We start from the raw sequence: 22849 nt of genomic DNA, 5'->3' as shown, positions 1-22849 counted from the left end.
AATGGTTTTGCATTCTTTTCTCAAAAGAATTACCCCACATATACCCTCGGCACTCTTTTGCCGATACTACACATGACTTCATAATCGATAGTTTTGGTGAGCTCGGCTATCTGCTCGGCAGTAACTGCCTGCTTACCTTCCTTGCCGATCAGGGTTACGGTATCTCCTATATTAACTTTAAGCTTGTCAGGCAAGCGGATCATGGTCATATCCATGCAGACATTGCCGATAATCGGGCAGCGCTGGCCATGAACAATTACAGTACCTTTGTTGGAAAGCAGTCTGCTGTATCCATCCGCATAACCTGCGCTGATAACTGCTATTTTCATATTCTCAGGTGCCTTGTAGTTCTTGGAATAACCCACACAGTCATATTTATTGATGCTACGTACATTTAAAATTTTGGCCTGAAAAGTAAGAATATCTTTATACATAGCTATACCCACACGTACCATATCATAATGCGCCTGGGGATAATTCAGGGTCGCAGTTGAATTGGCAGCGTGTTTTATGGGAATATTAATCTCAGCCGCTTCACAGGCTCGCAGAACCCGATTAAAAATCTGTATTTGATTAAATGTATAGGATTTATCCGGATTACCGGCATCGGAAAAATGTGTAAAAAGTCCCTCGACTATAATATTTTTATTTTTTTTAATCGATTTGATAAATTCCAGTGCTTCAGCTCCCGGAACCCCTACTCTGTTCATACCGGTATCCACTTTGACATGGACCTTCAGAGGTTTTTTAATTTTTTTGCACAAACGATTAATAGCGCCGATCATTTCTTTGGAATAAACCGTTAAAGAAATATCATAATACTGTATACGGTGCAAAATTTTATAATCGGTCGGCTCGGTAAGGATAAGAATAGGGAGTTTGATGCCAGCTTCTCTAAGCTCGATAGCCTCATCAATTGTGGCCACACCAAAAAAATCCACACCCTCATGTATGGCTGCTTTGGCTATTTGCACGGCTCCGTGCCCATAAGCGTCAGCCTTTACTACAGCCAGAAATTTGGTTCGGGCTTTTAACTTTTTTTTAATTTTGCCCAGATTTTTCCGGAACTTTTTCAAGTCTACTATTAACTGATTCCTCATTTAATCCGCGTAACCTTTGGGATGGTTCAGATGCCACTGCATAGCTGTTTCTATAATATCTCGCAGCTGATATTTTTCCTTCCAGCCCAAGACCTTTTTAATTTTTTCAGAAGAAGCCACCAGCACAGCCGGATCGCCGGGCCTTCTGTCCGCCATCTTATAATTCACCTTTTTTTGCGTAACTTTTTCCACCATCTTGATGATTTCATTAATGCTGTAGCCTTTTCCGCAACCCAAATTAAACGAATCCGATCCTTTGCCATCCAAAATATGTTTTAAAGCCAGTATATGCGCCTGAGCCAAATCATAGATATGAATATAATCACGCACACAGGTGCCATCCGCTGTTGAATAATCATTACCAAATACCTGCAGATGGTCCAGTTGTTTGTTCAGTACTCTGAAAATGTTGGGTATCAGATGAGTTTCCGGAGTATGGTCCTCACCTATTTCTCCGTTGTCATCAGCTCCGGCAGCGTTGAAATAGCGCAAGTTAACATGCTTTATATCATGGATTTTATCATACCAATGTAAAATTTTTTCGAAAATCAGCTTGCTTTCTCCATAGGGATTTGTGGGCAGCTGTTTGGCATTTTCATCGATAGGTACTGACTCCGGCTCGCCATAAGTTGCCGCTGTTGAAGAAAAAATAATAAATTTAACTTGATGTTTGAGCATGGCCTGCAGCAGACCGAAACCTCCAACTATATTGTTTTCAAAATATATTTCCGGTTTCTGCATGGATTCTCCCACCAGGCTGCGGGCGCAAAAATGCATTACAGCATCAATTTTATAGTTGGTAAATACTCTGTCCAGATCAAGAGGATTGCGTATATCTCCCCAAAAAAATTCTTCACCTTTTACAGATTGTTTATGGCCTGTGGAAAGATTATCAAAAATAACCGGATGATATCCTGCGATTTTTAACTTTCTGACTATATGTGAACCTATATACCCGGCCCCACCCGCGACTAATATGGTCTTGGTCATGAAATCAATTGTAATATGGCCCGGTTTTTATGGCAAGGGCAGGCTATTTGCAGTTATAAGAAAAAGCTATTTCCACTTTATCCGGCCCCAGTTTGGTAACAACCAGTTCTTCTTTAAACTGTTTACCTATACCTTTTAACAAACCGACCATAAAATCGATCATTCCTCTGGATGATTTATATTTCATAATCAGTGTCCTGTCGTTTTTCCATTCATAATCAAATCTTGGTGGATGAGCATTGGCCATGGTCATAGTAGTTATTACATGTATCTGATCCATTTTTAAAATAAAATCTTTTGCGTTTTTGCTATCCTTGAAATAATCTTTATACATACGCTGAGCATAGGTACAAACCCAGTATTCGCCGAAGGCATCCGCAGCTTGTTGTAAGGATATGCCCAGTACAGCGCAAACTGCCTGCACCACTTTCATTACTGTTTGATCATCAACATCAGTAATGGTTAATATGGTCAGGTTCTTGTTTACTCCTGCTTTTTCCAGAGCTGCTTCCCATTTGTCTTTGCCAAACTTGCTTTCCACCAATTCTTTTAATGCGATTACGATAACACCTTTCATATTATTCCTCCGATCTTCAGGATATTACTTCAAATTATATTCAGTATTTCATTTTTTTAAAGATTAAAATTAATGTTACATAAAAGATACTCATGGCAAACGAGATACAACAAAAAAATCGAATGTTTCGAAACATGCTTTTCGGGTATAACACTAAATGAAAACAACAAAAGGAGGTGTTTATAACAGGGAGGTTTAAGAGAAAGGTTAAATAAATCGGAAATGGATTGGACCGCTTGTCGGAAATCCTCAAAAAATGTCGATCGATTGCGACATTTAAATTCCAAAAAACCTTCTCTTATGTTTCAGAATCTGGAAATTTTATTAATTCTGGGAATAAGGGGGATTTCAAATGAAAACAACCGTAAAAGAACGTGTGATACTGATGTCGGCCAAGCAGGGAAGCGTTAAAGACAAAGAAATTTTACTTACCGATAATTTAGGTCTTATTTATACTTTTGTAAGAAGATACGATCCGGCCATGTTTCACGATATTTTTCAGGAAGCCTGTATCGGGCTTTTAACAGCGGCCGACAAATATGAGTTTGACAGAGGAACAAAATTCTCTACCTATGCGTCGTTCTGGATTAACCAGGCTGTGCAGAGAAGTTATCAACAGCTGAAACGCAATATGCGCATACCTTCTACCACTCTGGAATGTATTCATAAGATTAAAAAAGTAATTACTAAATATATGACCGAAAAACACAGAGTGCCGACTTCGGATGAGATTTCGGAAATGACCGGCATTCATAATGACAAAGTGGAGTATTATCAGCAGATCGAAAAAGATGTTGTTTCGCTTGATGATATGTATACTGACGGTGAAGACTGCATGCTGGATTATATAGAAGATAGAACAGCGCTGACTTATCAGGATGATTTGGAGAACGAAGGTTTTGAAGATACTATTGGGCAAGCCTTATCCGTTTTATCCGAGAAAGAAAGAATGATAATCGAACTGCATTACGGTTTCTATGACCGTCAGGAACAGTCTCTGGCCGAAATAGGCAGAACACTGAACGTAAGCAGAGAAAGAGTAAGACAGTTAAAAGACAGGGCTCTGGAAAAAATGAAGAAATCAGAAGCCGGTAAAAAACTTAAGAACTATTTATAAAATATTAACTTCCCCGTTTTTCCCTGAAAAAAGGAGGGTATGCACGGACGCTTATCCTCCTTTGGAAAAAATCTAAATATATTCAAAAAAACGAATACAATCTTTCTCCCAAAATCAGCGATATAGTAATTTGTAAGTAAAAAACTATTTTTTTAGGGGGAATGTTTATGGGAGATACAAATGTAAGTGGTTGGAGCCATGGCATCAGTTCGGGTAATGATGGAAAAGTTACGGGAGATAAGGGAGACCTGAAATTCAGCAGTCAGGTTATAGAGGATGAGGGTGACGTTGAGATCACCTATCATGGCGTCAAAATTGAAGGTCAACAATTAAATGTAGATTATGAAGGAGAATATCACAGCAATATAACCGGTAAGGACTACGATTGCGATTATGAGGAATCTTATATTCGTTTAAGTAAAGACGTGACCATTGACGGCACAGCTTTAAAAGCCGGAGATATGATTACCTGGAGAGACACTGATCTGGACGGCTCGCAGGATGCAAATGAATTTGGTATACTAAAACAATCACAAAATTGGCTTTGTATCGGGGAGCGCTTTTATTCTGACAAGTTTAACTTTTTTAATAGTTCTAATAACCAAAATAACAATATGAGCCTGTATTCATATGAAGTAAATAATTATCTCAATTCCCTGGGTACACATGATAAAAATGTTTCAACCGATTTTGCTACAACAACAACACAGTCATGGGGAGGCGAAGGAGATTGGACCACAACCACAACCAACACCCATGCCGGAGACGTACTGGCAGGTCTAAAAGATCCTGATGAATCAAACTTCAGCGCTACTACTTCCGGCTCAGGAACAACAGGCACGGTTACCTATCCGAACGGCACATCATCTACACCCAGCGTTTATACTGATCCCGGTACAGGGATCACCTATCCGAACCAGGAAACAACAACGTCGGGATATAGTTTAACCGACGCTCAGATCAATGAAATAAAAAGGAGTGTTAATAATGGTGTCTCTGTTGCTAAAATTATAGAAAGTTTAACAAGCTCAGTCAGCACTGACGGTTCAAGCAGTAATCTGACACAAGCTCAAATCGACGCCAAAAAAGCAGCGATGACCCAAGCCATAAAGGACTATCTGAATAAACATTATAATTTAAATCTTAAATAATATTTAGGAATATAAGACTATCTAGTAACTAATTTTCTACGTTTTCGGCTAAGGCTACAGGTGTTTCCTCTTCTGAACCAATGGGAAACGACTGAACCGTTTTTAATTTTCTTTCGATAGTGCGTGATTTTTGTGCTGCGGTATCTATGGTATTGCTGGCTTCCAGTAACTTTTTTTGAGTTTTCTCCAGAATTTCGCCGAACTTTCCGAATTCTGTTTTGACTGCTCCCAGAATTTCCCAGACTTCGCTGGACCTTTTTTCTACAGCCAGTGTTCTGAAGCCCATCTGCAGACTGTTAAGCAAAGCAGCCAGAGTTGTAGGGCCCGTAACCACGATCTTGTATTCGCGCTGCATTTTCTCACAAAGACCGGGCATCCGCAGTACTTCAGCATAGAGACTTTCACTGGGCAGGAACATAATCCCGAAATCGGTAGTGTAAGGCACATCTATATACTTTTCCTTGATGGTTTTAGCTTCCAGCAGAATTCTGGAATAAAGTTGTTTGGTATTTTCATCTACTGCAGCCTGATCGGCTTTTTCCTGAGCGTCCACAAGTTTCAAATAATCTTCCTGAGGAAACTTGGAGTCCAGCGGCAGCCACACAAAACTTTTATGGTCCTGGCCTTTGCCCGGTAATTTTACAGCATACTCTACTCTTTCCTGGCTGCCCTTTTTGGTAGCCACATTTTCCGCGTACTGCTCCGGAGAAAGCATTTGCTCCAGCAAGTTGCCCAACTGGATTTCACCCCATGTTCCTCTGGTCTTGATATTAGTTAGTACCTTTTTTAGGTCCCCTACTCCGCTGGCCAGGGTCTGCATTTCTCCCAGACCTTTATGCACCAATTCCAGACGTTCGCTAACCAGTTTGAAAGATTCTCCCAATCTTGTTTCCAGCGTTTTATGTAGTTTTTCATCCACAGTGGCGCGCATCTGTTCCAGCTTTTTACTGTTATCTTCCTGCAAACTCTTAAGATTGTTCTCAATGGTCTCACGCATTTTATCCATACGCTGCTCATTACCCTGGGTAAGATGTGCAAGTTGTTTGGAAAAACTGTCCAACTGATCTTTTTGCATGTTTGACAACCTGGACATATTGGAAATGATGGAATCATTAAAAGCTTTCAGGGTTTCTAAAAGCTCTGTACGGGTTCGCTGAGAGTGATTACCGGACTCTTCCCTGCTTTTTCCAAACTCATCTCGTAACGCCCGTTCAGATTTTTCAATGGCTTTTTCCAGAGAAGTATATTGCGCTTCCGTATTACCCGGAGTTATAAAACTGATCTTTTTTAAAAAAGAGAAAACAACGAGAATATTAATTATACTGATGATAATAATTACAAACAGAAGAATAAGGATCATTTCTCAGGCTCCCAGAATTAACACGTCATTTCGAGCGAAGTCGAGAAATCTCAATTTCACAAATTGAGAACTTCGCATATCCCTCCACTGCGGTCCGGGATGACACTAATCAGTAAAATATAATTTTTATTGTAACGGATAACACACGGTCCCGGCAAATACTAATCTTACAACTTACCACTTATCTATTAACTCTATCATACTTCCCTTCGGTTCCACTCAGGGTAAACCAGCTCAGTATGACTCGACTCAACAGCTGCACGACTACACAATTCAACCTTAACACTTACCTCTATCTAACTACAGGATTACCAAAGCGTTGCCAGGACATAATGCCGCCCTGAAGAATATATAATTTCGTAAATTGTTTTTTTCCCAGAATATCAAGAGCTTGTTGGGTCCTGGCTCCGGACCTGCAATAAAAAAGATATTCCGCATTGGAGTTTAACCTGTTAATCTGTTCCTCAAATTCAGGTTTCAAATAGTCTATATTTTGAGCGTTAGCGAGATGCCCCTGATTAAATTCCTCGTCAGTCCTGATGTCTATAATATTTACTGCCTGATTATTGCGAATAAGTTCAAGCGCATTAGCGGGATTTAAATAAATAATAGAACCGTTAGCTCCATAAGCAAGGGGCAAAAAACCAAATAAAAAAACAAGAAATGATTTTAAATTAGTCCAACGCATTTAAAATTGCCTCTATGTCATCCTGAGAAGCTTTGGCGTCAGCTGCTGCCGTTTTGGAAGCTGCAGCGGCCGGTTTGGTCGCTTTGGCTTCAGCTTTTGTTGTAGTCGCTTTTTCTGCCACTTTTACAGGAACCTCTTTTACCGGTGCTTCCGCTATTTCATCTTTCTCTGCAGGTAATTCCGCGTCTTTTTTTGTACTTTTCTTTTCTTCGGTTTTTATCGCAGGAGGTTCTTTGGCAGTCATAGTTTCTTCAAATTTTACGGGTTCAATTATTTCCGGCTCAATATTCTCCGCTGCCGCTATTATCTCGTCCTCTTCTTTTATATCATTAATGTCCGTAGCTAAAATAGATTCCAGTTCATCCTTGCTGATTGTATGTTCTTCCTGTATTTCTGGCACTGCCGACTTAATATCGGTCATAATGTTTTCCACGACTTTGGGTGTGGAGGTAACTGTTGGTCGAATTTCAGGCTCTTTTTTAATATAAGTTCCATTGCCCAGCAAGCCAGACAATTCTTCAATCCGGACTTCTATTTTGGCAAGATCCTTTTTTTGTTTTTCGATCAACTCATCTTTCAGACTATTCAGTTCGTCAATCCTGATGCGAACAAGTTCCTCCATAATAAACCCCCTTGAATCTTTATAATTTTATTTTATATCATAACCTGCATATTTTAGAATGCTTTGTTTAAATATTTTTTTTGAAATATATTAGATAACTAAAACAATTAAATATAATTCTTAATTTAAAAATAATTACAACTTAATAAATTTCAGTTCGTTGGTTATATCCGCAAACCTGAAATAATTTCATCAAAATCATTATTTGTTTGACTAATTCTTACTGCTTTTAAAACCAAATCCCGTTCCACCCGATTTGCTTTTATATTTTCTATTAAATTAAAAATAAATCCTAAACCCGAAACAGAAGTTAATCCAAGCGTATAACCTATAGCAGCTATAACTAAACCTCCGATACCACAAAATACAGCTATGCTACCAGTTATTATTAGTGGATTAGAAATCATTTTTTTGTAATAAATTTTTTTGATATCTTCATCGGAAACTTTGCTTAAATCAAAAAAAACAAGAGGTTTATTCTTCATATTAAGAACTTGAAGAATTTCTCTACCATTATGGATAATTTTAAAATTATTGTTCGATTTTTTTCTAACACTACCACTATCCGGGACAATTATATCAATATTATTTAAAACTCCACATAATACCGGTTCCTTTTTAAAATTATATCCCTTAATTAATATTTCTTCCTTTAAGGCAACTATTTTATACATGAATACGTCCCTCCCAAATTTCTTATATCAAATTATCGTTATTTATTTTATAGTTTCCCAGATTTTATATATAAATTTCAAAAAAATTGATTTTTAAAGCAATTATTTTCGAAAATTTAATATGTCCAGCTACAAAATAGTATCTTTACCCATTCAAGACAAATATTATATGGGTGATCCTCTTGACGATGGACACTTACTGGATGTTATAAACCGTATACAATCGAAAATGACTTATTCCAATCTGGAAAGGTTCATGGGCACGACACATCTTCTGCTGGACTATGAAAAAAATGAGACGATTTTTTTGAACTTCAACCGTCCGGATTGTTATCCCGGCCTGGGCAGTTGCGAACATCTCTATCAGTTCGGGTTTGAAGAACTCAAAAAAAGCGATACTAATTATCAGGTACTGAGAGTATCCGGCGAGCATCCGATTTTTTCCCAGCATAATTATTTGCTGATAGCCAGACAAAATAGCATCAAGCAGGACTGTATCAATCTCGATTTTAACAACTCCGAAAAATTTCTCAACATTTTAGGGATTAAAGATATGTTGTTGTGGGATCCATCTTTTGCCTTTGCCGGTCTATTTGAACCTCTGGTATATAAAATAAAACTTATTTACAACGAGCAGGTTATGTTCCATCATGAAACTGATTTGACGCTGGAACATCTTGATAGTTTTCCCTTGTTCATGGATAACGAAAAAATTATTTCCTTAACTTTTTTTGGATTTTCAGTTGACGGGGCACCGCTTTTTCTTTTTCTTGATGAAAATAATAATAACATCCAATCTGATACTTATATACAGACGCAACTTATAAGGGCGCACCTAAATAAACTTTATGCTGCCATTAACCAAACCAGGGCTATGAGAATAGTATAATGAACTCGATATAAAACGTCCGCAACCAGCACCGGGTCCTTACATTTCAAATCATTTACTTTTATTGAAAATGCTAGTAAACTATGTAGGGTTTTTTGCTATAAAATCTTCGGGTGTAATTATCATAAAATAAAACTGAAAAATTACACAAAAATTGATTAATGCAATGCAATCTTATAGAAAGAGGTGCGTAAATGGAAGAAAAAAAATTTGAAACAATAGACGGGAATATGGCCGTAGCTCACGTAGCATATGCTCTTAGCGAAGTGGCTGCGATCTATCCTATTACTCCTTCCTCAACCATGGGAGAAAACTGCGATGAAATGGCCAGACAAAAAAGAAAAAATATTTTCGGCCAGATATTAAAAATTGTAGAAATGCAGTCCGAAGGAGGCGCTGCCGGTGCCGTGCACGGTTCTTTGACTGCCGGTTCTCTCACTACTACTTTTACTGCGTCTCAGGGACTGTTACTTATGATACCTAATATGTATAAAATAGCCGGCGAATTGCTACCAACTGTTTTTCACGTATCGGCAAGAAGTCTGGCTTGTCAGGCACTGTCTATTTTCGGTGATCATTCCGATGTAATGGCTGTCAGACAGACCGGTTTTGCCATGCTCGCGTCCAACTCTGTGCAGGAAGCTATGGACATGGCACTGGTGTCCCATCTGGCCACATTAGATTGCAGCGTACCCTTTCTGCACTTTTTTGATGGGTTTCGTACATCTTCCGAAGTACAAAAAATTGAAATGATTTCTTATGAAACCATTGAATCGCTGGTCGACAAAAAAGCCATATTAAAATTCAAGGAAAGAGCAGTAAACTCCAAGCACCCCAACCTCAGAGGTACTGCCCAGAACCCTGATATTTATTTCCAGGGACGTGAAACCGTAAATAATTCTTATACCGTTACTCCGCAAATAGTTCAGGATGTAATGGATAAAGTAGGCAAAGTTATTAATAGAAAATATAAAATTGTGGAATACGTAGGAGCCGCTGATGCTGACAGAGTGCTTATAGCCATCGGTTCAGGTTGCGAAACTATTGAAGAATATATTAACCACGCCAATAAATCAGGTCAAAAATTAGGTCTGGTGAAAATCAGGCTATATAGGCCTTTCCCTGTTAAACAATTTATCGATGCTCTGCCCGTGAGCGTGAAAAAAATCGCCGTTCTGGACAGGACCAAAGAACCCGGCAGCATTGGTGAACCATTATATGAGGATGTAATGACAGCGCTGGCTGAAACCGCTGGTAGGGCCAAATTCGCTGTGTCGCCGATTTTAACTCACGGCAGATATGGTCTGGGCTCAAAAGAATTTAATCCTTTGATGGTAAAAGCTGTTTATGAAAACCTGAACGCAGCCAAACCGCAAGTAGAGTTTACTGTAGGTATCAAGGACGATGTAAGCAATCTGTCGCTGGATGTTTTTCCCGAATGTATAGACTGCGTACCGGACGGTACAATTCAATGCACTTTCTGGGGACTTGGCGCGGACGGAACAGTAGGCGCGAACAAAAACTCCATAAAAATTATCGGAAACAATACTGACCTTTACGCCCAGGGATATTTCGTTTATGACTCCAAAAAATCAGGCGGAATAACCATATCTCATCTGCGTTTCGGGCCTAAACCCATTCAATCGACCTATCTGATCACATCTCCTGATTTTGTGGCCTGTCATAACCAGTCCTATATAGGCAAATACGATATGATCAGCAGTATTAGAGAAGGTGGTACGTTTCTACTGAACAGCAATTACAGCCGTGAAGAAGTTTTCTCAAAACTTCCGGCCGACATGCAGGAAACCATTATCAGCCGTAAAATCAAGTTTTTTAATATTAACGCATTAGAAATAGCCAAATCAGTGGGATTAGGCGGCAGAATAAATATGGTCATGCAAACCGCTTTTTTTAAAATATCAAAAATACTTGAGGAAAATAAAGCTATCGAACTTATTAAAAAAGCCATTGAAAAAGAATATGGCAAAAAAGGCGCCGATATTGTGCAAATGAACTGGAACGCGGTAGACAAAACCGTTGAAGCGCTTGTTGAAATAGACGTTCCCAAAGAAGTCAGCAAAAATGCTCCCCGTTATGAATATATGGATTATGACGATCCTTTTATCCGCGAGGTAATGAAGCCTATTGCCACTTTGCAGGGTGACAATTTGCCCGTGTCAAAAATGTCTATAGACGGTGTGTACCCTACTGCCATGACACAATTTGAAAAAAGGCGCATTGCTTCCGATGTACCTCACTGGCTCAAGGAAAATTGTATTCAATGTAACCAGTGTTCTTTTGTCTGCCCGCATGCTGTAATCCGTTCCAAACAAATCGAACCAAAAAATCTGGCCGATAAACCGAAGACTTTTGAAACTATCAAGTCTAATACCAAAAATGACAAAAACCTTGAATACAAGATACAAATTTCTATCGAAGACTGTACTGGCTGCGGCAGCTGCGTGGAAACATGCCCGGCTAAAGAAAAAGCCCTGGTTATGAAACCCATAGAACAGGAGTTGGCTGCCGGAGAAGCTGAAAACTGGAAATTTTTCAGAAAGCTTCCCGAAGAACTTACCGAAGGCGCTAAAGAAGGAACACTGAAATGGTCCCAATTTAAACAGCCTTTGTTTGAATTCCCAGGAGCCTGCGGCGGCTGCGGCGAAACTCCATATCTTAAACTTGTAACCCAGCTTTATGGCAAACGCATGCTGGTGGCAAACGCTACAGGTTGTTCTTCCATATACGCAGGAACTGCTCCGTTTATTCCTTATTGTAAAAATGAACAGGGCGAAGGGCCTGCCTGGGCTAATTCCCTGTTTGAAGACAATGCCGAATTCGGTTTGGGTTTTCGTTTATCTGTAAATCAGACTCGCGATACTTTATATCAGGCGCTGGAAAACATTCTGGAAGCCGATGCTTCCGCTGAATTAAAAACAGCAGCCAAAACAATGATAGAAATAAAAGACAAAACCGACAAACCTGCTGAAGAAGCAGCTGACAAACTGGTTGAAATTATAGAAAAAGAATACAACAAAGCATCTGGCAATCTTCTGAAACAACTGAGTATTGCCAGAGAATCCCGCGATTATCTGATTGACAAGTCTGTCTGGATTATCGGCGGCGACGGTTGGGCCTATGATATCGGTTACGGAGGTCTTGACCATGTGCTGGCCTCCGGTGAAAATGTAAATATTCTGGTGCTGGATACGGAAGTTTATTCCAATACAGGCGGTCAGGCATCCAAATCCACTCCTATAGGTGCTGTGGCAAAATTTGCGGCCAGCGGTAAAAAAATTGCCAAAAAAGACCTTGGACTCATAGCTATGTCTTATGGTTATGTATATGTTGCTTCTGTAAGTATGGGAGCCAATAAACAGCAGGTTCTGAATGCCATGCTGGAAGCGGAAGCTTACAAAGGGCCGTCAATAGTGATCGCTTATTCACCCTGTATTAATCACGGGTATAATCTGCGTTATTCTATGGAACACGCCAGTAAAGCCGTAGCTTCAGGTTATTGGCCGCTTTACAGATATAACCCTATTGCACCTGACAAAAAATTCAAATGGGACTCCAGGCCTGTGTCAGCAGATTTTAAAGAATTTTTATTGTCTGAAACCCGATACAAATCTTTGAAAACTCTAAATCCGGAACATGCTGAAGAACTTTACAGCAAAGCTGAAAAAGACCGACACACACATTTGGAGTTCTTGCAGAAACTGTCAGAAATTAACTGATCCGCTCACGATTCGTCAGGCTCAGCATGACAAAAAAAATAGTCACACTGAGCCTGACGAAGTGTGACTATTTTTTTTTACTACACCTCTTTTATCAACTGCAGATCCTCCTATATAATAAAAATGTTTAAATTATATACATAAAGGGAACAATAATAATATAAAAGTGAGAATAAGATGATCAAAAAAACAATCTTACTCCTTGGCCTCTCTGATGCTTCGGCTCTGGAGATCAGCAAACTTCTAAGCCAGCAAAACAGATATGATCTGCTAAGCATCCCTTTTGAAGAGCAGGCAATGACCAGAGTTTTAAATCAGGAAAAAGAGTCGCACAGCTTAAAATGTGTGCTTGTAGACCTGGATGACAGCAGCAAATCCCAATTAATATTACTGGACAAGTTTTCCAAAGAAAAAAAGTTGTCCAGTCACACTCTGCTTATCGCGCTGCATAGTCTGAACAGTAAGACCAAACTGAAAGAAGTTCTGGGTGTCGTAAAAAGTCATCTGATTTATAGTATAAAAAAACCTTTGCATGCACACGAATTTCAGGAAATTTTACATCAACTCCGTCATGACCGCATTTATCATCTGATAACCGAAACAGCTAAAAAATATCTTTAAAGTTGAATTTTTAAACCGAATACAGGCAAAAGCGGTAACATTCTTATTTCTGTTCTCTGAGTAAAACTATCGTTCCATGAATAACCATAAATATTATTCTGATTAAACAGATTAACTATACCTATATAATAGCTCCCTGTGAAGCCGTCAAACGGCCAGAATAAGTGTGAATTTTCCAGTGTTATCGACAGATTATTATAACCAGGCAACCGTTCGACATTCGTAGGTCCTGTAATCGGTACATAAACATTGCGGGTAGTGTCATAAGTTGCTCCTGTAATATTAGTGTAGGGCTTGCCAGTGGAAATAGTCCAGTTCAGCACAAAATTCCAGTCTTTATTTAAACGGCAATACCCCACAAGGTTTAAAGTCTGCAGTTGATCCTGGTCTGCGTAATACCAGTCCGTATCCGGATCTTTATACTGAGCAATGGCATAAGTGTAGCTTATCCACCCTGCCCAGTCCTTGTGTTCTTTTCTTTCCAGATAAAATTCCAGACCTACGGCTTTTCCTGTTCTGGTATTATCATAACCGGTTATTTCACCGGTATAGGAGTTTCGTATTGGAAAAATCAGGGAATCATATTTCTTATAAAATGTTTCTGCTTTCCAGGTGACGTCGCGGCTTACCTGCTGTTCCATACCGATAGTATACTGAGTCAATCTTTCCGGATAAGTATTCTGCAACGAACCTTGATATACAGGGATATCAAAAGCACCGTGATGTTCATAGGACATAAAAAATGTAAGCGTACCTCCGTTATCAAGCATTCTCAGGGAAAGACAGGGCTGAAACAGTTTGGAGTTGCTTAAGTTGCTGTCATTTACCCAGCTGTAACGTGTACCGATATTCAGCTTCACCCTGTCCGGCACTATATACAAATCATCCTGCAGATATAAAGCATAAGTTTGATAGCCTGCCGTGTAATTTCCTGAATCGGTCAAGGGCATGGAGCCGGGATACTCTATGTAAGGTATCCTGTTTTTATTTTCTTCCTGATAAACAAAAAGTTCTTTGCGCAATTCCAGACCAGTAGAAATAATATTCCGGGTATTACCTTTAAATATGAAATCGGCATTGAGGTTCAACGGTTTATTATTGAGAGCTACCCCGTATGAAGAATTGTTATATTCTGTTTTCCAGATCATGTCAGCGTCGTCATACCCCAGATTCACACAGGATGCTAGCGATTCGCTCCACTGACTGTTTAAATTTATGGCAAACATTTTCCGGATAGAACCCGAGCTGTGCTTTCCTTTAATCCCCTGATTGATATTCAAATCATTGATTTCCATAAGATCCGAATAATAATTCATGTTCAGTTGCAGTTCATGTCTTTTCCCAAGACTGAAAGAATATTTCTGGCCATATTCTTCCAGATGCGGATAAACGGTATTTGGAGCCTTGAAAATATAATCATAATAAGATTTACGCAACGAATATAATAAAGAATGCTCGTTTCTGATTATAGGTCCTTCCAGCAAAAATTTAACTTCTGTCAGGTTCAAGTCCAGTTCCATACCATATTTTTCTTTATTGCCGGTACGCTGCTTAATGTCCAGAACACCGCTGAGCAACCCGGAATATTTCATAGGAAAAGTTGAGGTATAAAAAGTAACCGAATTGATAAGTTGCGGGTTAACCAGCGATGCTCGGCCGTCCCAGATATAGGGCATAAAAATAAGCTGACCGTCCAGATAAGTGGCGGTTTCCCCGCTCTGGCCACCGCGTATATATAATCTGGAATCATAATCGCCTGCGCTGACAACACCAGGCAGCTTTTTATGCAAATATGTAACATCAGAAAAGATTCCGGCCTTGGCATATTTCTCATACTGGTCTTTGCCAAGTGTGATTTGATTATTCTGTAATTGAGACTGGTCCAGAAAGTCCGCGTTGTTTGTGGTCAGTTGCGACTTTATATCCATATTATCCAGCAGGATATCCCTGACTAAATGGCGTAATGCCGCGGGTGTATTAACTGAACCACTAATCTCATTCTGAGCGGCAAATACAGGCAAAACCAGCAGTAATACTAAAAATATAGTCCCTCTGCTCCTAATCATGCTAAAATATGAAAAAATCATGAACATCTTTAATAGCTATACCCGTAAGAAAATTTTTCTAAACATTATACCTTTTTTTATTATACTGATTTTTTGCTTAAATCCACTATTCGGCAACGAGTTTGCCAATCGGCAAAGTTTGGACTATCTGAAAATGTCCTTAAATGACTTCATGGAACATTTTAAAGATCAGAATATCACCAATATTAACGACAATAACGATATTTACAGCCAATACCTGAACTCATCATATCTGGGCCTGCCTTACACAACCGCCTACGCGGTTACCGGTGAATACTTCAACCAGAAAGGACGGCTTGTCTTCCTCTTTAATAAAGAACAGTGCCTGCTTATTCATTACGGTCTGCTGGCTGATCAGCAGCAATATGATAACATAGCTTTATTTTTTAAGAACAAGTATGGAAACCCTGCCCAGCAAAGATATGATACTGCCAGCAAATCCGAAGAAGTTTTCTGGAATACCGGCAATATGCAGATCTGGCTGTCTTTTTCATCCGGTTCATTTTATAAGTCTGAAAAAAATAAGCGTAATTTAAGATCCCTCCTTGACCAGGCTTTATCTTACACTAGTAAAAATAATCCCAACCGTCCGGATGAAATATGGCAGTTATTAATTCAAAAAGGATTGATTGATGAAAAAGGAAATATCCTGCCCGAATCCAAAAACTTTGAGACTGCGGTAAACCAGATGTCTCTTACAGAACTGGAAAAAGAAGTAGTAAAAAATATATTGATGATTTCAGTCTATGGAGAATTAAATATTATATATATCAATAACCCTCTCCTCAAACAGGCATTAAAACAATGGTAAGAAAGGATAACTTATGAGAATTACTACACATTATAAAGATGGATTGCAATTTAAAAGTATAAATGATGAACAAAAAAGTGTAATTATGGATGCTCATCCGGAGGTTGGTGGTGCGGGTGAAGGAATGACCCCTAAAGAACTGCTCCTGGCCGGGTTATGCGGTTGTACGGGAATTGATGTGGTTTCCATTTTAAAAAAAATGCGTCAGAATATTGATGAATTTTATATTACTGCCGATGCAGATGAAGCGGAAGAACACCCCAAAATTTTTACAAATGTAAGATTGGAATACCATTTAAAAGGTAAAAATCTGGGCAGAGAACAGGTGGAAAAAGCAGTACAACTATCTCAGGAAAAATACTGTAGTGTAAGCGCCATGTTTAAAACTTTTGCGGATCTAAGTTACACAATCTTTCTGGACTAATTCATACAGGTTAGAATATCCGCGTACTGAGTAATCGGGTTTTGAAGAGACTGCAAATTTAATGCTTCGTTAATCTTCTTATTTATATCAAAGGTACTTTTTTCCTTTAAAGCAATGATTTTCATGTAACTCCCCCTATTATTTTATATTAATAGTATTCCCCTGAAAGCAGGTTGTGAAAACATTAAATTTTTTGGATGATTATGGAACTATCTGTTACCGTTTGAAATGCGTGTAGACCGGAAGTAAACTTCCAGCATCTCAAAATCTCCAATATATTGTGCAGGAATATATTCCTTAAACCTTTGATGGTGACTTAAATATTCTCTGATACCTCTTTCCAGCAAATCTCTTTCGTACTGCATATAGCCCTGCATACTATCTAGCAGTTTCAGGGCTGTCAGCATGAAACGTATTTCCTTAAACGGAAATATCCTGGGCTTGAATATATCAAGGAGCGGTTCATAAATTCCCCCCATCTTTTTTATATCTCTTTTATATTTATCGTTTGCGTCTTTAAGTCTAAACCTGGTTTTGTAATACCCTTTAAAATGATTTATTAAAAAATTGTCATATTGTTGTTTAGCTTTTTTATAGAGGAACATAATATTAATGGCGCAATATGCTTTGATCTGATAATTTGTATTGCCATTACTAAAAATCTTATGCATAAGTTTTATATTGTCATGAATATCTTCATTTTTCTGGCTTACGCTGCTGGTAAAATAATATAATATGCCACAGCATGTCATAATTTCATCTGTTGTTTGCTTGAGTATGTTTTTCTTTAGATACTCTTCCAGTTCCAACCTGAAATCCAACCTTTTCAGCTCACTGATAATCTCGATTTTATCTTTCTGGCCTTCGGGTTTTTGTTTGGCCGGTAATAACGAATAATTGTATAAAAGCTTAAAAACTTCAAAGCAATTTTCCTTATTTACTTTTCCCTTGTAACTTCCTAAGGTTAAAATTTTCTCTTCCGACTTTTGTTTCTGTAAAGAAAAATCTATTCTTAATTGTCTGAGCCTTTGAAATTTTTGAGCAATAACTTTTTTTTGTAATAACATTATATTCCCCGCATATTATCTATTAATATATCGGAGATTTGTTAAAGAAATTCCGGGAAAATTTATTTTATGACAGATTCAAACCAGTTCAGGATTTTGGAATTATCTTTGGTATAAAATTCATGCTGCATATCAGGTTCTTCCCAAAAAGTCACATTAAAGCTCTGGTCCTTTAGAAAAAAATAGTTCCAGCGGGCATTTACTACGGGTATTTTATTGTCCAGAGTTCCATGAATAAGCAAAATAGGGACTTTCCCGCCCTGGACATGATACTTTTGCATAGCTTCCTTCAGTGACTCCATGACAATGCCCATAAAGGTAGCGACCGCGCTGAAATCCTGCGGATAAACTATTGCCAGATAAAGCGCGAAATGCCCGCCGGCCGATGCGCCATTCAAGAGTGTATACCTTATGTGGTAAATTTTCTTAGCTTTCTCTACTATCTGCCTTACTCTTTGCACGTCACTTCCGGCCCAGCCGTTTTTATCGTTTGAATTTATAGCCAAAATGTAATAACCGCGGGCATCAGCCTCTTTTTGCCAACCGCTCAAATACATATTTGCCCTTTCGCCCGAACCATGCAAAGTCACGATCATTTTCTCTGCAGGTTTATCTGGAATATAAAGCAGATAATTTCCGCTGGTCGGACCATATTCCAAAATATGCGAAGCGAAAATAATATTGGTGAAAGCTAAAATAAAAAGACCAAATAAAAAAAGTTTTTTCGGGATTAACATTTAATTGTTTTCGGAACTTCCCGCTATATCAAAAGGGACAGACATGTCACCTGTCCTTAGATTGCCGGAAAAACGGTAATTAAACCCTTTACGGTTAAGAACACTCATTAGCTGTTCGCCGAGTTGAAAAATATTGGTTTTTACTAAAACACTCACATCCCGGCTGCTGTTTTGGGCGATATCCGTAATATCGGCGGCGACACCGCCCGCGACATTCTGACCGTTTATTTTTACCTGATAGTCCATGTTTTGCAAAGGTAAGGTAAAATTATTATTATTATTCAAACCTACCTTGAAATTTAAAACAATGTCGGTTAAGCCGGCCTTTTCAATACTTACACTTTTTATAGTAATTCCCGGTAAAACCGGTAAGGGAACCACACCTTTCTGCTTGAAAGGAATGCTAATGGGAAAAGCTATAAACTGAAAATGAAAATTTCCGCTAAGTTCATAGGGAATGCTGTCCTGTCCGGATAATATGCTTTTGGCAAACAATTCCATAGTATTAAACGCTTTTATGTAATTTACTTCAACAGGCAGGATGACAGTGCTTTCCCTGTTGGCCGGCAATGAGAATTTATTATTTTTAGCTTCCAGAAAATCCAGATTGTTGATACTTAATTTGTAATCATAACTGGCTTCGTCCAGACCTATAGAGTTGGGATTTTGTATTTTGAAAATAAAATTGGCCCTGGCTTTCTGCATATCAAGACCGGTTATTTCTGTACGGTCGAATCTAACTTGCGGCTGTTTGATATCCACACAAGACTCTAAAAAAAATACAGCCGAACATACTAAAAATATTGCTGAAAGTTTTTTTCTCATCACTTTTTTCCACTGAAAATCATGTGCTTATTGTAAGTTAATTCAAGTTATTGTCAATATTAACCATGTCTGATTTTTTATAGTTTAACATTTAATATTTCAGGGCATAAATATATCTAGCTAGGTATAATTATATATGGACCCTGAAAAAATAAATAAAAAAATCGATGAATTTTTATTAAAACTGGCTGAAAAATATCTGGACCGAAGGATACGCTTGCAGGGCAGATATACTGCCATTACCTGGAACGGCGCTTATAAACTGATCAACATACAACTTTTTACTTATAATTGTTCCCTGCACAATGTGAAAACCGATATTGAGGAACTTTTCGCTCAATATTTACAAACCATAGGTAGTCAAGCACCTTCGGCAATTAAAGCTATTGAGAAATGCGCCAGTTCAATAAGTTTTATTAAAGACTGGGTTGCCGGTTACATAACGAAAAGTAAGTTCAAACTAAAAAAAATACAAAAAATAATCAGAACAGAAAGATTGCTGATGGCAGACGCCAACAAAAATATTCTTCTTGAAAGCGGGCTGTATCTGGAACCTTTCTCCATCTCTGTAATTGCCGCTAATCAGATAGATCATGATACGTTTATGCTGTCCTTTATCAATGCTTATGAAAACCTCTATCGCCTGCTTATCCAGAACTATAAAGGATTTTTGGGAGCGCTGGGCGATGAAAAGGTTGGCGAAGAAGGTATTTATCTGCATAAATCCGCCAATTCTGATCATTCAAATAATTCTTTTAAAATCAACTTTGTGGAAAATTTCAGTATGGCCGCGAATCAACCTGAGCAAAAAAATATAACGAATAAGGAAAGGTAAGATATGGCAAATGCTTCATCACCTATAGGGCAAGCAGGAGCGCCAGCAGCGCCGCCTCCGCCTCAAGCAGCAAAGCCTCCTGTCAGCGAAAGCTCAGGATTTTCCTGGGGCTCAATCTTGAAAAAGGGACTTTTCGCGGCAATTCTGGGAGGGCTCTGCGCTCTGTTCCCGCCTGCGGCGCCGTTTCTGATTGTAGGAGGAATCCTGGCATATGACTATCTCTTTTCCAAATCTTCACAAGCTGCAACTTATACTCCGCCATCAGATGGATCAAGAGGCGCCGCGCCAATGTCGCCGCCGCGGCCAAATGCACCACCGGCAACATCTTCCGGCGCGCCTAAGGCACCAGGTTCACAACCAGCTGCGGAAGTAAAACCTCCAGCTCCGGCGAAAGCGGGACCAGCAACAACAGGAGGGAAACCTCCTGAAGCCGGTGGTCCGAAACCAACTCACGCAGCACCACCTACAGAAACACCACCTGATACTCCTGCACCTCAAGGCCCTATAGCTCCAGTACCTGTTGCTAAGACAAAACCTGGAGAAAAAGGAGGAGAAAGATCAGGTAAAGCTGCAGATAAAGATCCAATAGCCAAAAAAGCAAAAAAACCTGGAACCAAAAAAAAAGAACAGTCAGATCAACTAACTGAATGGCAAAAATTTTATGCAAAAGACAGATCAGAACTGGATGCCAGGAAAACTCACAAAAATGATCCTACAAAATCCGCAGAAGTAAAAACTGCTTTTACTAAAGAATATAACGACCCGAAAAAACTAGACAATATGGGGATGAAATACATCTTACATTTTCATGGTCTTCTTGAACCAAACCCAAAAAGAACAAATACTCATGCTTTTGGCAATGATATGACAAAACCTTTCTCAGAAGCTATAGATCGATTTATTATCAAAAATTGGGACACTATTAAGTATAAATTTTCTGGTATTCAATCAGCAATCGAAGCAATTAATTCTTTTAAAAAAAATAATAACCTAAACCCAGATGGAACTTATATAAAAATACCTGATGAAGTAAAACAAGTTCTCTATGAAATGATGAACCCAAATGCCGGAGAAAAAAATCTGCAGCTCAAGTGAAGCCTGCGACCGTTACAGAACATGATTCTATAACAGACCAAGGAACCGTAGGAACATAAATAAAGGGGGATGAATATGTCACCAGCAATAGCACCGATACCAGCTATGGGACCAAGTCCTGTAAGACAGCCCACGGCAAGCGCTCCAGAAGGAGAAAGTCCTGGTACGAAAGCGCCAAACCGGCTACCACCTGCTGGAGCTCCTCCCAAACAACCAACCGCGCCTGCCGCGTCACAACCCGGCCAACAACCTCAAATACAGGCACCGGATGCTAAACAACTGGCAGCAAAAATCAAAGACCAAATTAAAGCCAACTCAAACTATCTTAACGCTAGTGACCAAAAATTTAATAAAGAATTAAAAATATATCAAGACCGTAAGAAGGATTTAGAATCAGGGAAATCGAAAAAAAATTTTCCGAATGAAATGAATTATCTAGATCAAATGATTAATAATTACAATAATGCTTTAAAACAAAATAGTGATTTAAGGAATTCTATGTCCACAGGAAATGCCCGTTTGGAGAATTACGCGACTCTTTTGGAGACCAAAGGGTTCGAAGGTTTACGCGAAACCGAAACTCCTCAAAATAATGCTGTATTCTTTGATAATATTGTTAAAGATTTGAAAGTTTCCAAACAGATAAACAAAAATTATGGCGAGAAAAAAACCTTGGTAGACATGCAAAAACTTTATGAGGACCTGATCAAGTTAAATAAACAATTGGCGGACATTGCCAAACAATCCAAAGACCTGACAGAAATGAACAAATCCATGCAAGAGTCTGCGGAAGTTAAAAAACTCCAGGGGGAAATTAAATCCATTCTGGAAAAATTCAAAAACTCAAAACAAGAGCAAAAAACACCGGACAAACCCAAAGGGCCAGAAGAAAAACCGGAACCGGCAGCGCACAAGGCACCGGAACCAGCAAAAACTCCATCACCCGCTGCTCCTGCGGCAAAACCGACTGCACCTGCAAAAAAATAAATACCGCCTCTTCTCAGGCCTTTGGCCAGCTCTTCTCCGCCCGCGGAGAAAAGCCTCAAATAGACACTAAAATATTCTTATACAAATACAAAAATTTATAGAATTTTCTTTCTCCGCGAGCGGAGAGAGATGTCACGCTTGCCCTGAGCCTAGTCGAAGGGAAGTGACAGAGAGAGGCGGAATTATTCGAAGCTGCTATTTCTCTGCATTCCAATCAGAACACCGCCTTAAAGCAACATAAATTTTTCATGTTTAATCCATAGCTCAGAACGGGATTAATATATATGGGGGAACAGAGCTCTCGAAAACCCGAAAAATCAGCCCGCTTTGAATATAAAAAATTTATGAAGGTATATTACCTTAAGGGAAATTTTTTGCTCGATATTCAAAAAAGGCAAAAATTTATGGAGGGAAAAAATATGACAGTTACATTAAATACAGACAGACAAGTT

The 22849-nt window shown here is 38.9% G+C and carries 22 protein-coding genes; 10 read left to right on the top strand and 12 right to left on the bottom strand.

Annotation, left to right across the window (positions count from 1 at the left end; all coding sequences use genetic code 11):
• Positions 1-29: 29 nt before the first annotated feature.
• The 3 genes from alr to PHV30_07550 are packed head-to-tail and all read right to left on the bottom strand — an operon-like array spanning position 30 to position 2667.
• Entirely contained in the window at positions 30-1100 is a 1071-nt protein-coding gene (alr, locus tag PHV30_07560; GenBank protein ID MDD5456872.1) for an alanine racemase, read from the bottom strand.
• Complete coding sequence (galE, locus tag PHV30_07555) at positions 1101-2090, bottom strand: UDP-glucose 4-epimerase GalE (protein MDD5456871.1); 990 nt, start codon at positions 2088-2090, stop codon at positions 1101-1103. It lies immediately after the preceding gene.
• Between the two features lie 43 nt (positions 2091-2133).
• On the bottom strand, positions 2134-2667 hold the full coding sequence (locus tag PHV30_07550; GenBank protein ID MDD5456870.1) for a heme NO-binding domain-containing protein: 534 nt from the start codon (positions 2665-2667) through the stop codon (positions 2134-2136).
• 352 nt (positions 2668-3019) lie between these two features.
• Here PHV30_07550 and PHV30_07545 point away from each other — a divergent pair, with 352 nt between their 5' ends.
• Entirely contained in the window at positions 3020-3784 is a 765-nt protein-coding gene (locus PHV30_07545; protein ID MDD5456869.1) for a sigma-70 family RNA polymerase sigma factor, read from the top strand.
• 167 nt (positions 3785-3951) lie between these two features.
• Entirely contained in the window at positions 3952-4935 is a 984-nt protein-coding gene (locus tag PHV30_07540; protein MDD5456868.1) for a hypothetical protein, read from the top strand.
• 28 nt (positions 4936-4963) lie between these two features.
• Here the strand turns inward: PHV30_07540 and rmuC are convergent, their stop codons facing one another.
• The 4 genes from rmuC to PHV30_07520 all read right to left on the bottom strand — a co-directional run bounded on the left by rmuC (position 4964) and on the right by PHV30_07520 (position 8279).
• Entirely contained in the window at positions 4964-6295 is a 1332-nt protein-coding gene (gene rmuC / locus PHV30_07535) for a DNA recombination protein RmuC (GenBank protein MDD5456867.1), read from the bottom strand.
• A 292-nt stretch (positions 6296-6587) separates the two neighbouring features.
• Complete coding sequence (locus PHV30_07530) at positions 6588-6983, bottom strand: rhodanese-like domain-containing protein (GenBank protein ID MDD5456866.1); 396 nt, start codon at positions 6981-6983, stop codon at positions 6588-6590.
• Positions 6970-7605, bottom strand: coding sequence for a hypothetical protein (locus PHV30_07525; GenBank protein MDD5456865.1), 636 nt, complete (start codon positions 7603-7605; stop codon positions 6970-6972). Before PHV30_07525 ends, PHV30_07530 begins: the two co-directional genes overlap by 14 nt.
• A 164-nt stretch (positions 7606-7769) precedes the next feature.
• The gene (locus PHV30_07520) at positions 7770-8279 is read right to left on the bottom strand and encodes a hypothetical protein (GenBank protein MDD5456864.1); all 510 of its coding nucleotides are present in this window, start codon (positions 8277-8279) and stop codon (positions 7770-7772) included.
• 121 nt (positions 8280-8400) lie between these two features.
• Here PHV30_07520 and PHV30_07515 point away from each other — a divergent pair, with 121 nt between their 5' ends.
• From PHV30_07515 to PHV30_07505, 3 genes are all read left to right on the top strand, one after another.
• On the top strand, positions 8401-9168 hold the full coding sequence (locus PHV30_07515) for a hypothetical protein (GenBank protein ID MDD5456863.1): 768 nt from the start codon (positions 8401-8403) through the stop codon (positions 9166-9168).
• A gap of 194 nt (positions 9169-9362) precedes the next feature.
• Positions 9363-12908 carry a pyruvate:ferredoxin (flavodoxin) oxidoreductase gene (nifJ, locus tag PHV30_07510; GenBank protein ID MDD5456862.1) on the top strand — a complete coding sequence of 1182 codons (3546 nt, stop codon included), beginning with the start codon at positions 9363-9365 and terminating at the stop codon, positions 12906-12908.
• Between the two features lie 177 nt (positions 12909-13085).
• Positions 13086-13529 (top strand): hypothetical protein, encoded by a 444-nt coding sequence (locus PHV30_07505; protein ID MDD5456861.1) that lies wholly within the window; start codon positions 13086-13088, stop codon positions 13527-13529.
• On the opposite strand, the gene PHV30_07500 is transcribed toward PHV30_07505, so the two are convergent.
• Positions 13526-15595 carry a TonB-dependent receptor plug domain-containing protein gene (locus PHV30_07500; GenBank protein ID MDD5456860.1) on the bottom strand — a complete coding sequence of 690 codons (2070 nt, stop codon included), beginning with the start codon at positions 15593-15595 and terminating at the stop codon, positions 13526-13528. The genes PHV30_07505 and PHV30_07500 overlap by 4 nt on opposite strands.
• A gap of 19 nt (positions 15596-15614) precedes the next feature.
• Between PHV30_07500 and PHV30_07495 the strand changes: the two genes are divergently transcribed.
• Together PHV30_07495 and PHV30_07490 are read left to right on the top strand one after the other, a co-directional pair.
• Positions 15615-16427: a hypothetical protein gene (locus PHV30_07495; protein ID MDD5456859.1), complete on the top strand. Its 813-nt coding sequence runs from the start codon at positions 15615-15617 to the stop codon at positions 16425-16427.
• Positions 16428-16440: 13 nt separating this feature from the next.
• The gene (locus PHV30_07490; protein ID MDD5456858.1) at positions 16441-16851 is read left to right on the top strand and encodes an OsmC family protein; all 411 of its coding nucleotides are present in this window, start codon (positions 16441-16443) and stop codon (positions 16849-16851) included.
• On the opposite strand, the gene PHV30_07485 is transcribed toward PHV30_07490, so the two are convergent.
• From PHV30_07485 to PHV30_07470, 4 genes are all read right to left on the bottom strand, one after another.
• Positions 16848-16976, bottom strand: coding sequence for a hypothetical protein (locus tag PHV30_07485; GenBank protein MDD5456857.1), 129 nt, complete (start codon positions 16974-16976; stop codon positions 16848-16850). The two genes, PHV30_07490 and PHV30_07485, sit on opposite strands and share 4 nt — an antisense overlap.
• Before the next feature lie 84 nt (positions 16977-17060).
• On the bottom strand, positions 17061-17918 hold the full coding sequence (locus tag PHV30_07480; GenBank protein ID MDD5456856.1) for a hypothetical protein: 858 nt from the start codon (positions 17916-17918) through the stop codon (positions 17061-17063).
• Positions 17919-17980: 62 nt separating this feature from the next.
• Positions 17981-18655, bottom strand: a complete 675-nt coding sequence (locus PHV30_07475) for an alpha/beta hydrolase-fold protein (GenBank protein ID MDD5456855.1) — start codon at positions 18653-18655, stop codon at positions 17981-17983.
• The gene (locus PHV30_07470; protein MDD5456854.1) at positions 18656-19480 is read right to left on the bottom strand and encodes an LEA type 2 family protein; all 825 of its coding nucleotides are present in this window, start codon (positions 19478-19480) and stop codon (positions 18656-18658) included.
• A gap of 136 nt (positions 19481-19616) precedes the next feature.
• Here PHV30_07470 and PHV30_07465 point away from each other — a divergent pair, with 136 nt between their 5' ends.
• From PHV30_07465 to PHV30_07455, 3 genes are all read left to right on the top strand, one after another.
• Positions 19617-20315 carry a hypothetical protein gene (locus PHV30_07465; GenBank protein ID MDD5456853.1) on the top strand — a complete coding sequence of 233 codons (699 nt, stop codon included), beginning with the start codon at positions 19617-19619 and terminating at the stop codon, positions 20313-20315.
• Between the two features lie 3 nt (positions 20316-20318).
• On the top strand, positions 20319-21410 hold the full coding sequence (locus tag PHV30_07460) for a hypothetical protein (protein ID MDD5456852.1): 1092 nt from the start codon (positions 20319-20321) through the stop codon (positions 21408-21410).
• A 75-nt stretch (positions 21411-21485) separates the two neighbouring features.
• Positions 21486-22397, top strand: coding sequence for a hypothetical protein (locus PHV30_07455; GenBank protein MDD5456851.1), 912 nt, complete (start codon positions 21486-21488; stop codon positions 22395-22397).
• The last annotated feature ends 452 nt before the right edge of the window (positions 22398-22849 follow it).

It is taken from the genome of Candidatus Margulisiibacteriota bacterium (genome assembly GCA_028715625.1).
Lineage (GTDB): Bacteria > Margulisbacteria > Riflemargulisbacteria > GWF2-35-9 > GWF2-35-9 > JAQURL01.
The sequence above is the reverse complement of the archived record's forward strand: the minus strand, read 5'-3'. Positions and strand labels throughout refer to the sequence as shown.

Bases quoted from the DNA above. Each gene is read 5' to 3' on its own strand.
- PHV30_07500 (MDD5456860.1), bottom strand. From the start codon at position 15,595: ATGATTAGGAGCAGAGGGACTATATTTTTAGTATTACTGCTGGTTTTG.
- PHV30_07470 (MDD5456854.1), bottom strand. From the start codon at position 19,480: ATGAGAAAAAAACTTTCAGCAATATTTTTAGTATGTTCGGCTGTATTT.
- PHV30_07520 (MDD5456864.1), bottom strand. From the start codon at position 8,279: ATGTATAAAATAGTTGCCTTAAAGGAAGAAATATTAATTAAGGGATAT.
- PHV30_07515 (MDD5456863.1), top strand. From the start codon at position 8,401: ATGTCCAGCTACAAAATAGTATCTTTACCCATTCAAGACAAATATTAT.
- nifJ (MDD5456862.1), top strand. From the start codon at position 9,363: ATGGAAGAAAAAAAATTTGAAACAATAGACGGGAATATGGCCGTAGCT.
- PHV30_07480 (MDD5456856.1), bottom strand. From the start codon at position 17,918: ATGTTATTACAAAAAAAAGTTATTGCTCAAAAATTTCAAAGGCTCAGA.
- alr (MDD5456872.1), bottom strand. From the start codon at position 1,100: ATGAGGAATCAGTTAATAGTAGACTTGAAAAAGTTCCGGAAAAATCTG.
- PHV30_07530 (MDD5456866.1), bottom strand. From the start codon at position 6,983: ATGCGTTGGACTAATTTAAAATCATTTCTTGTTTTTTTATTTGGTTTT.
- PHV30_07475 (MDD5456855.1), bottom strand. From the start codon at position 18,655: ATGTTAATCCCGAAAAAACTTTTTTTATTTGGTCTTTTTATTTTAGCT.
- PHV30_07525 (MDD5456865.1), bottom strand. From the start codon at position 7,605: ATGGAGGAACTTGTTCGCATCAGGATTGACGAACTGAATAGTCTGAAA.
- PHV30_07505 (MDD5456861.1), top strand. From the start codon at position 13,086: ATGATCAAAAAAACAATCTTACTCCTTGGCCTCTCTGATGCTTCGGCT.
- rmuC (MDD5456867.1), bottom strand. From the start codon at position 6,295: ATGATCCTTATTCTTCTGTTTGTAATTATTATCATCAGTATAATTAAT.
- PHV30_07485 (MDD5456857.1), bottom strand. From the start codon at position 16,976: ATGAAAATCATTGCTTTAAAGGAAAAAAGTACCTTTGATATAAATAAG.
- PHV30_07545 (MDD5456869.1), top strand. From the start codon at position 3,020: ATGAAAACAACCGTAAAAGAACGTGTGATACTGATGTCGGCCAAGCAG.
- PHV30_07455 (MDD5456851.1), top strand. From the start codon at position 21,486: ATGTCACCAGCAATAGCACCGATACCAGCTATGGGACCAAGTCCTGTA.
- PHV30_07490 (MDD5456858.1), top strand. From the start codon at position 16,441: ATGAGAATTACTACACATTATAAAGATGGATTGCAATTTAAAAGTATA.
- PHV30_07550 (MDD5456870.1), bottom strand. From the start codon at position 2,667: ATGAAAGGTGTTATCGTAATCGCATTAAAAGAATTGGTGGAAAGCAAG.
- PHV30_07465 (MDD5456853.1), top strand. From the start codon at position 19,617: ATGGACCCTGAAAAAATAAATAAAAAAATCGATGAATTTTTATTAAAA.
- PHV30_07460 (MDD5456852.1), top strand. From the start codon at position 20,319: ATGGCAAATGCTTCATCACCTATAGGGCAAGCAGGAGCGCCAGCAGCG.
- galE (MDD5456871.1), bottom strand. From the start codon at position 2,090: ATGACCAAGACCATATTAGTCGCGGGTGGGGCCGGGTATATAGGTTCA.
- PHV30_07540 (MDD5456868.1), top strand. From the start codon at position 3,952: ATGGGAGATACAAATGTAAGTGGTTGGAGCCATGGCATCAGTTCGGGT.
- PHV30_07495 (MDD5456859.1), top strand. From the start codon at position 15,615: ATGAACATCTTTAATAGCTATACCCGTAAGAAAATTTTTCTAAACATT.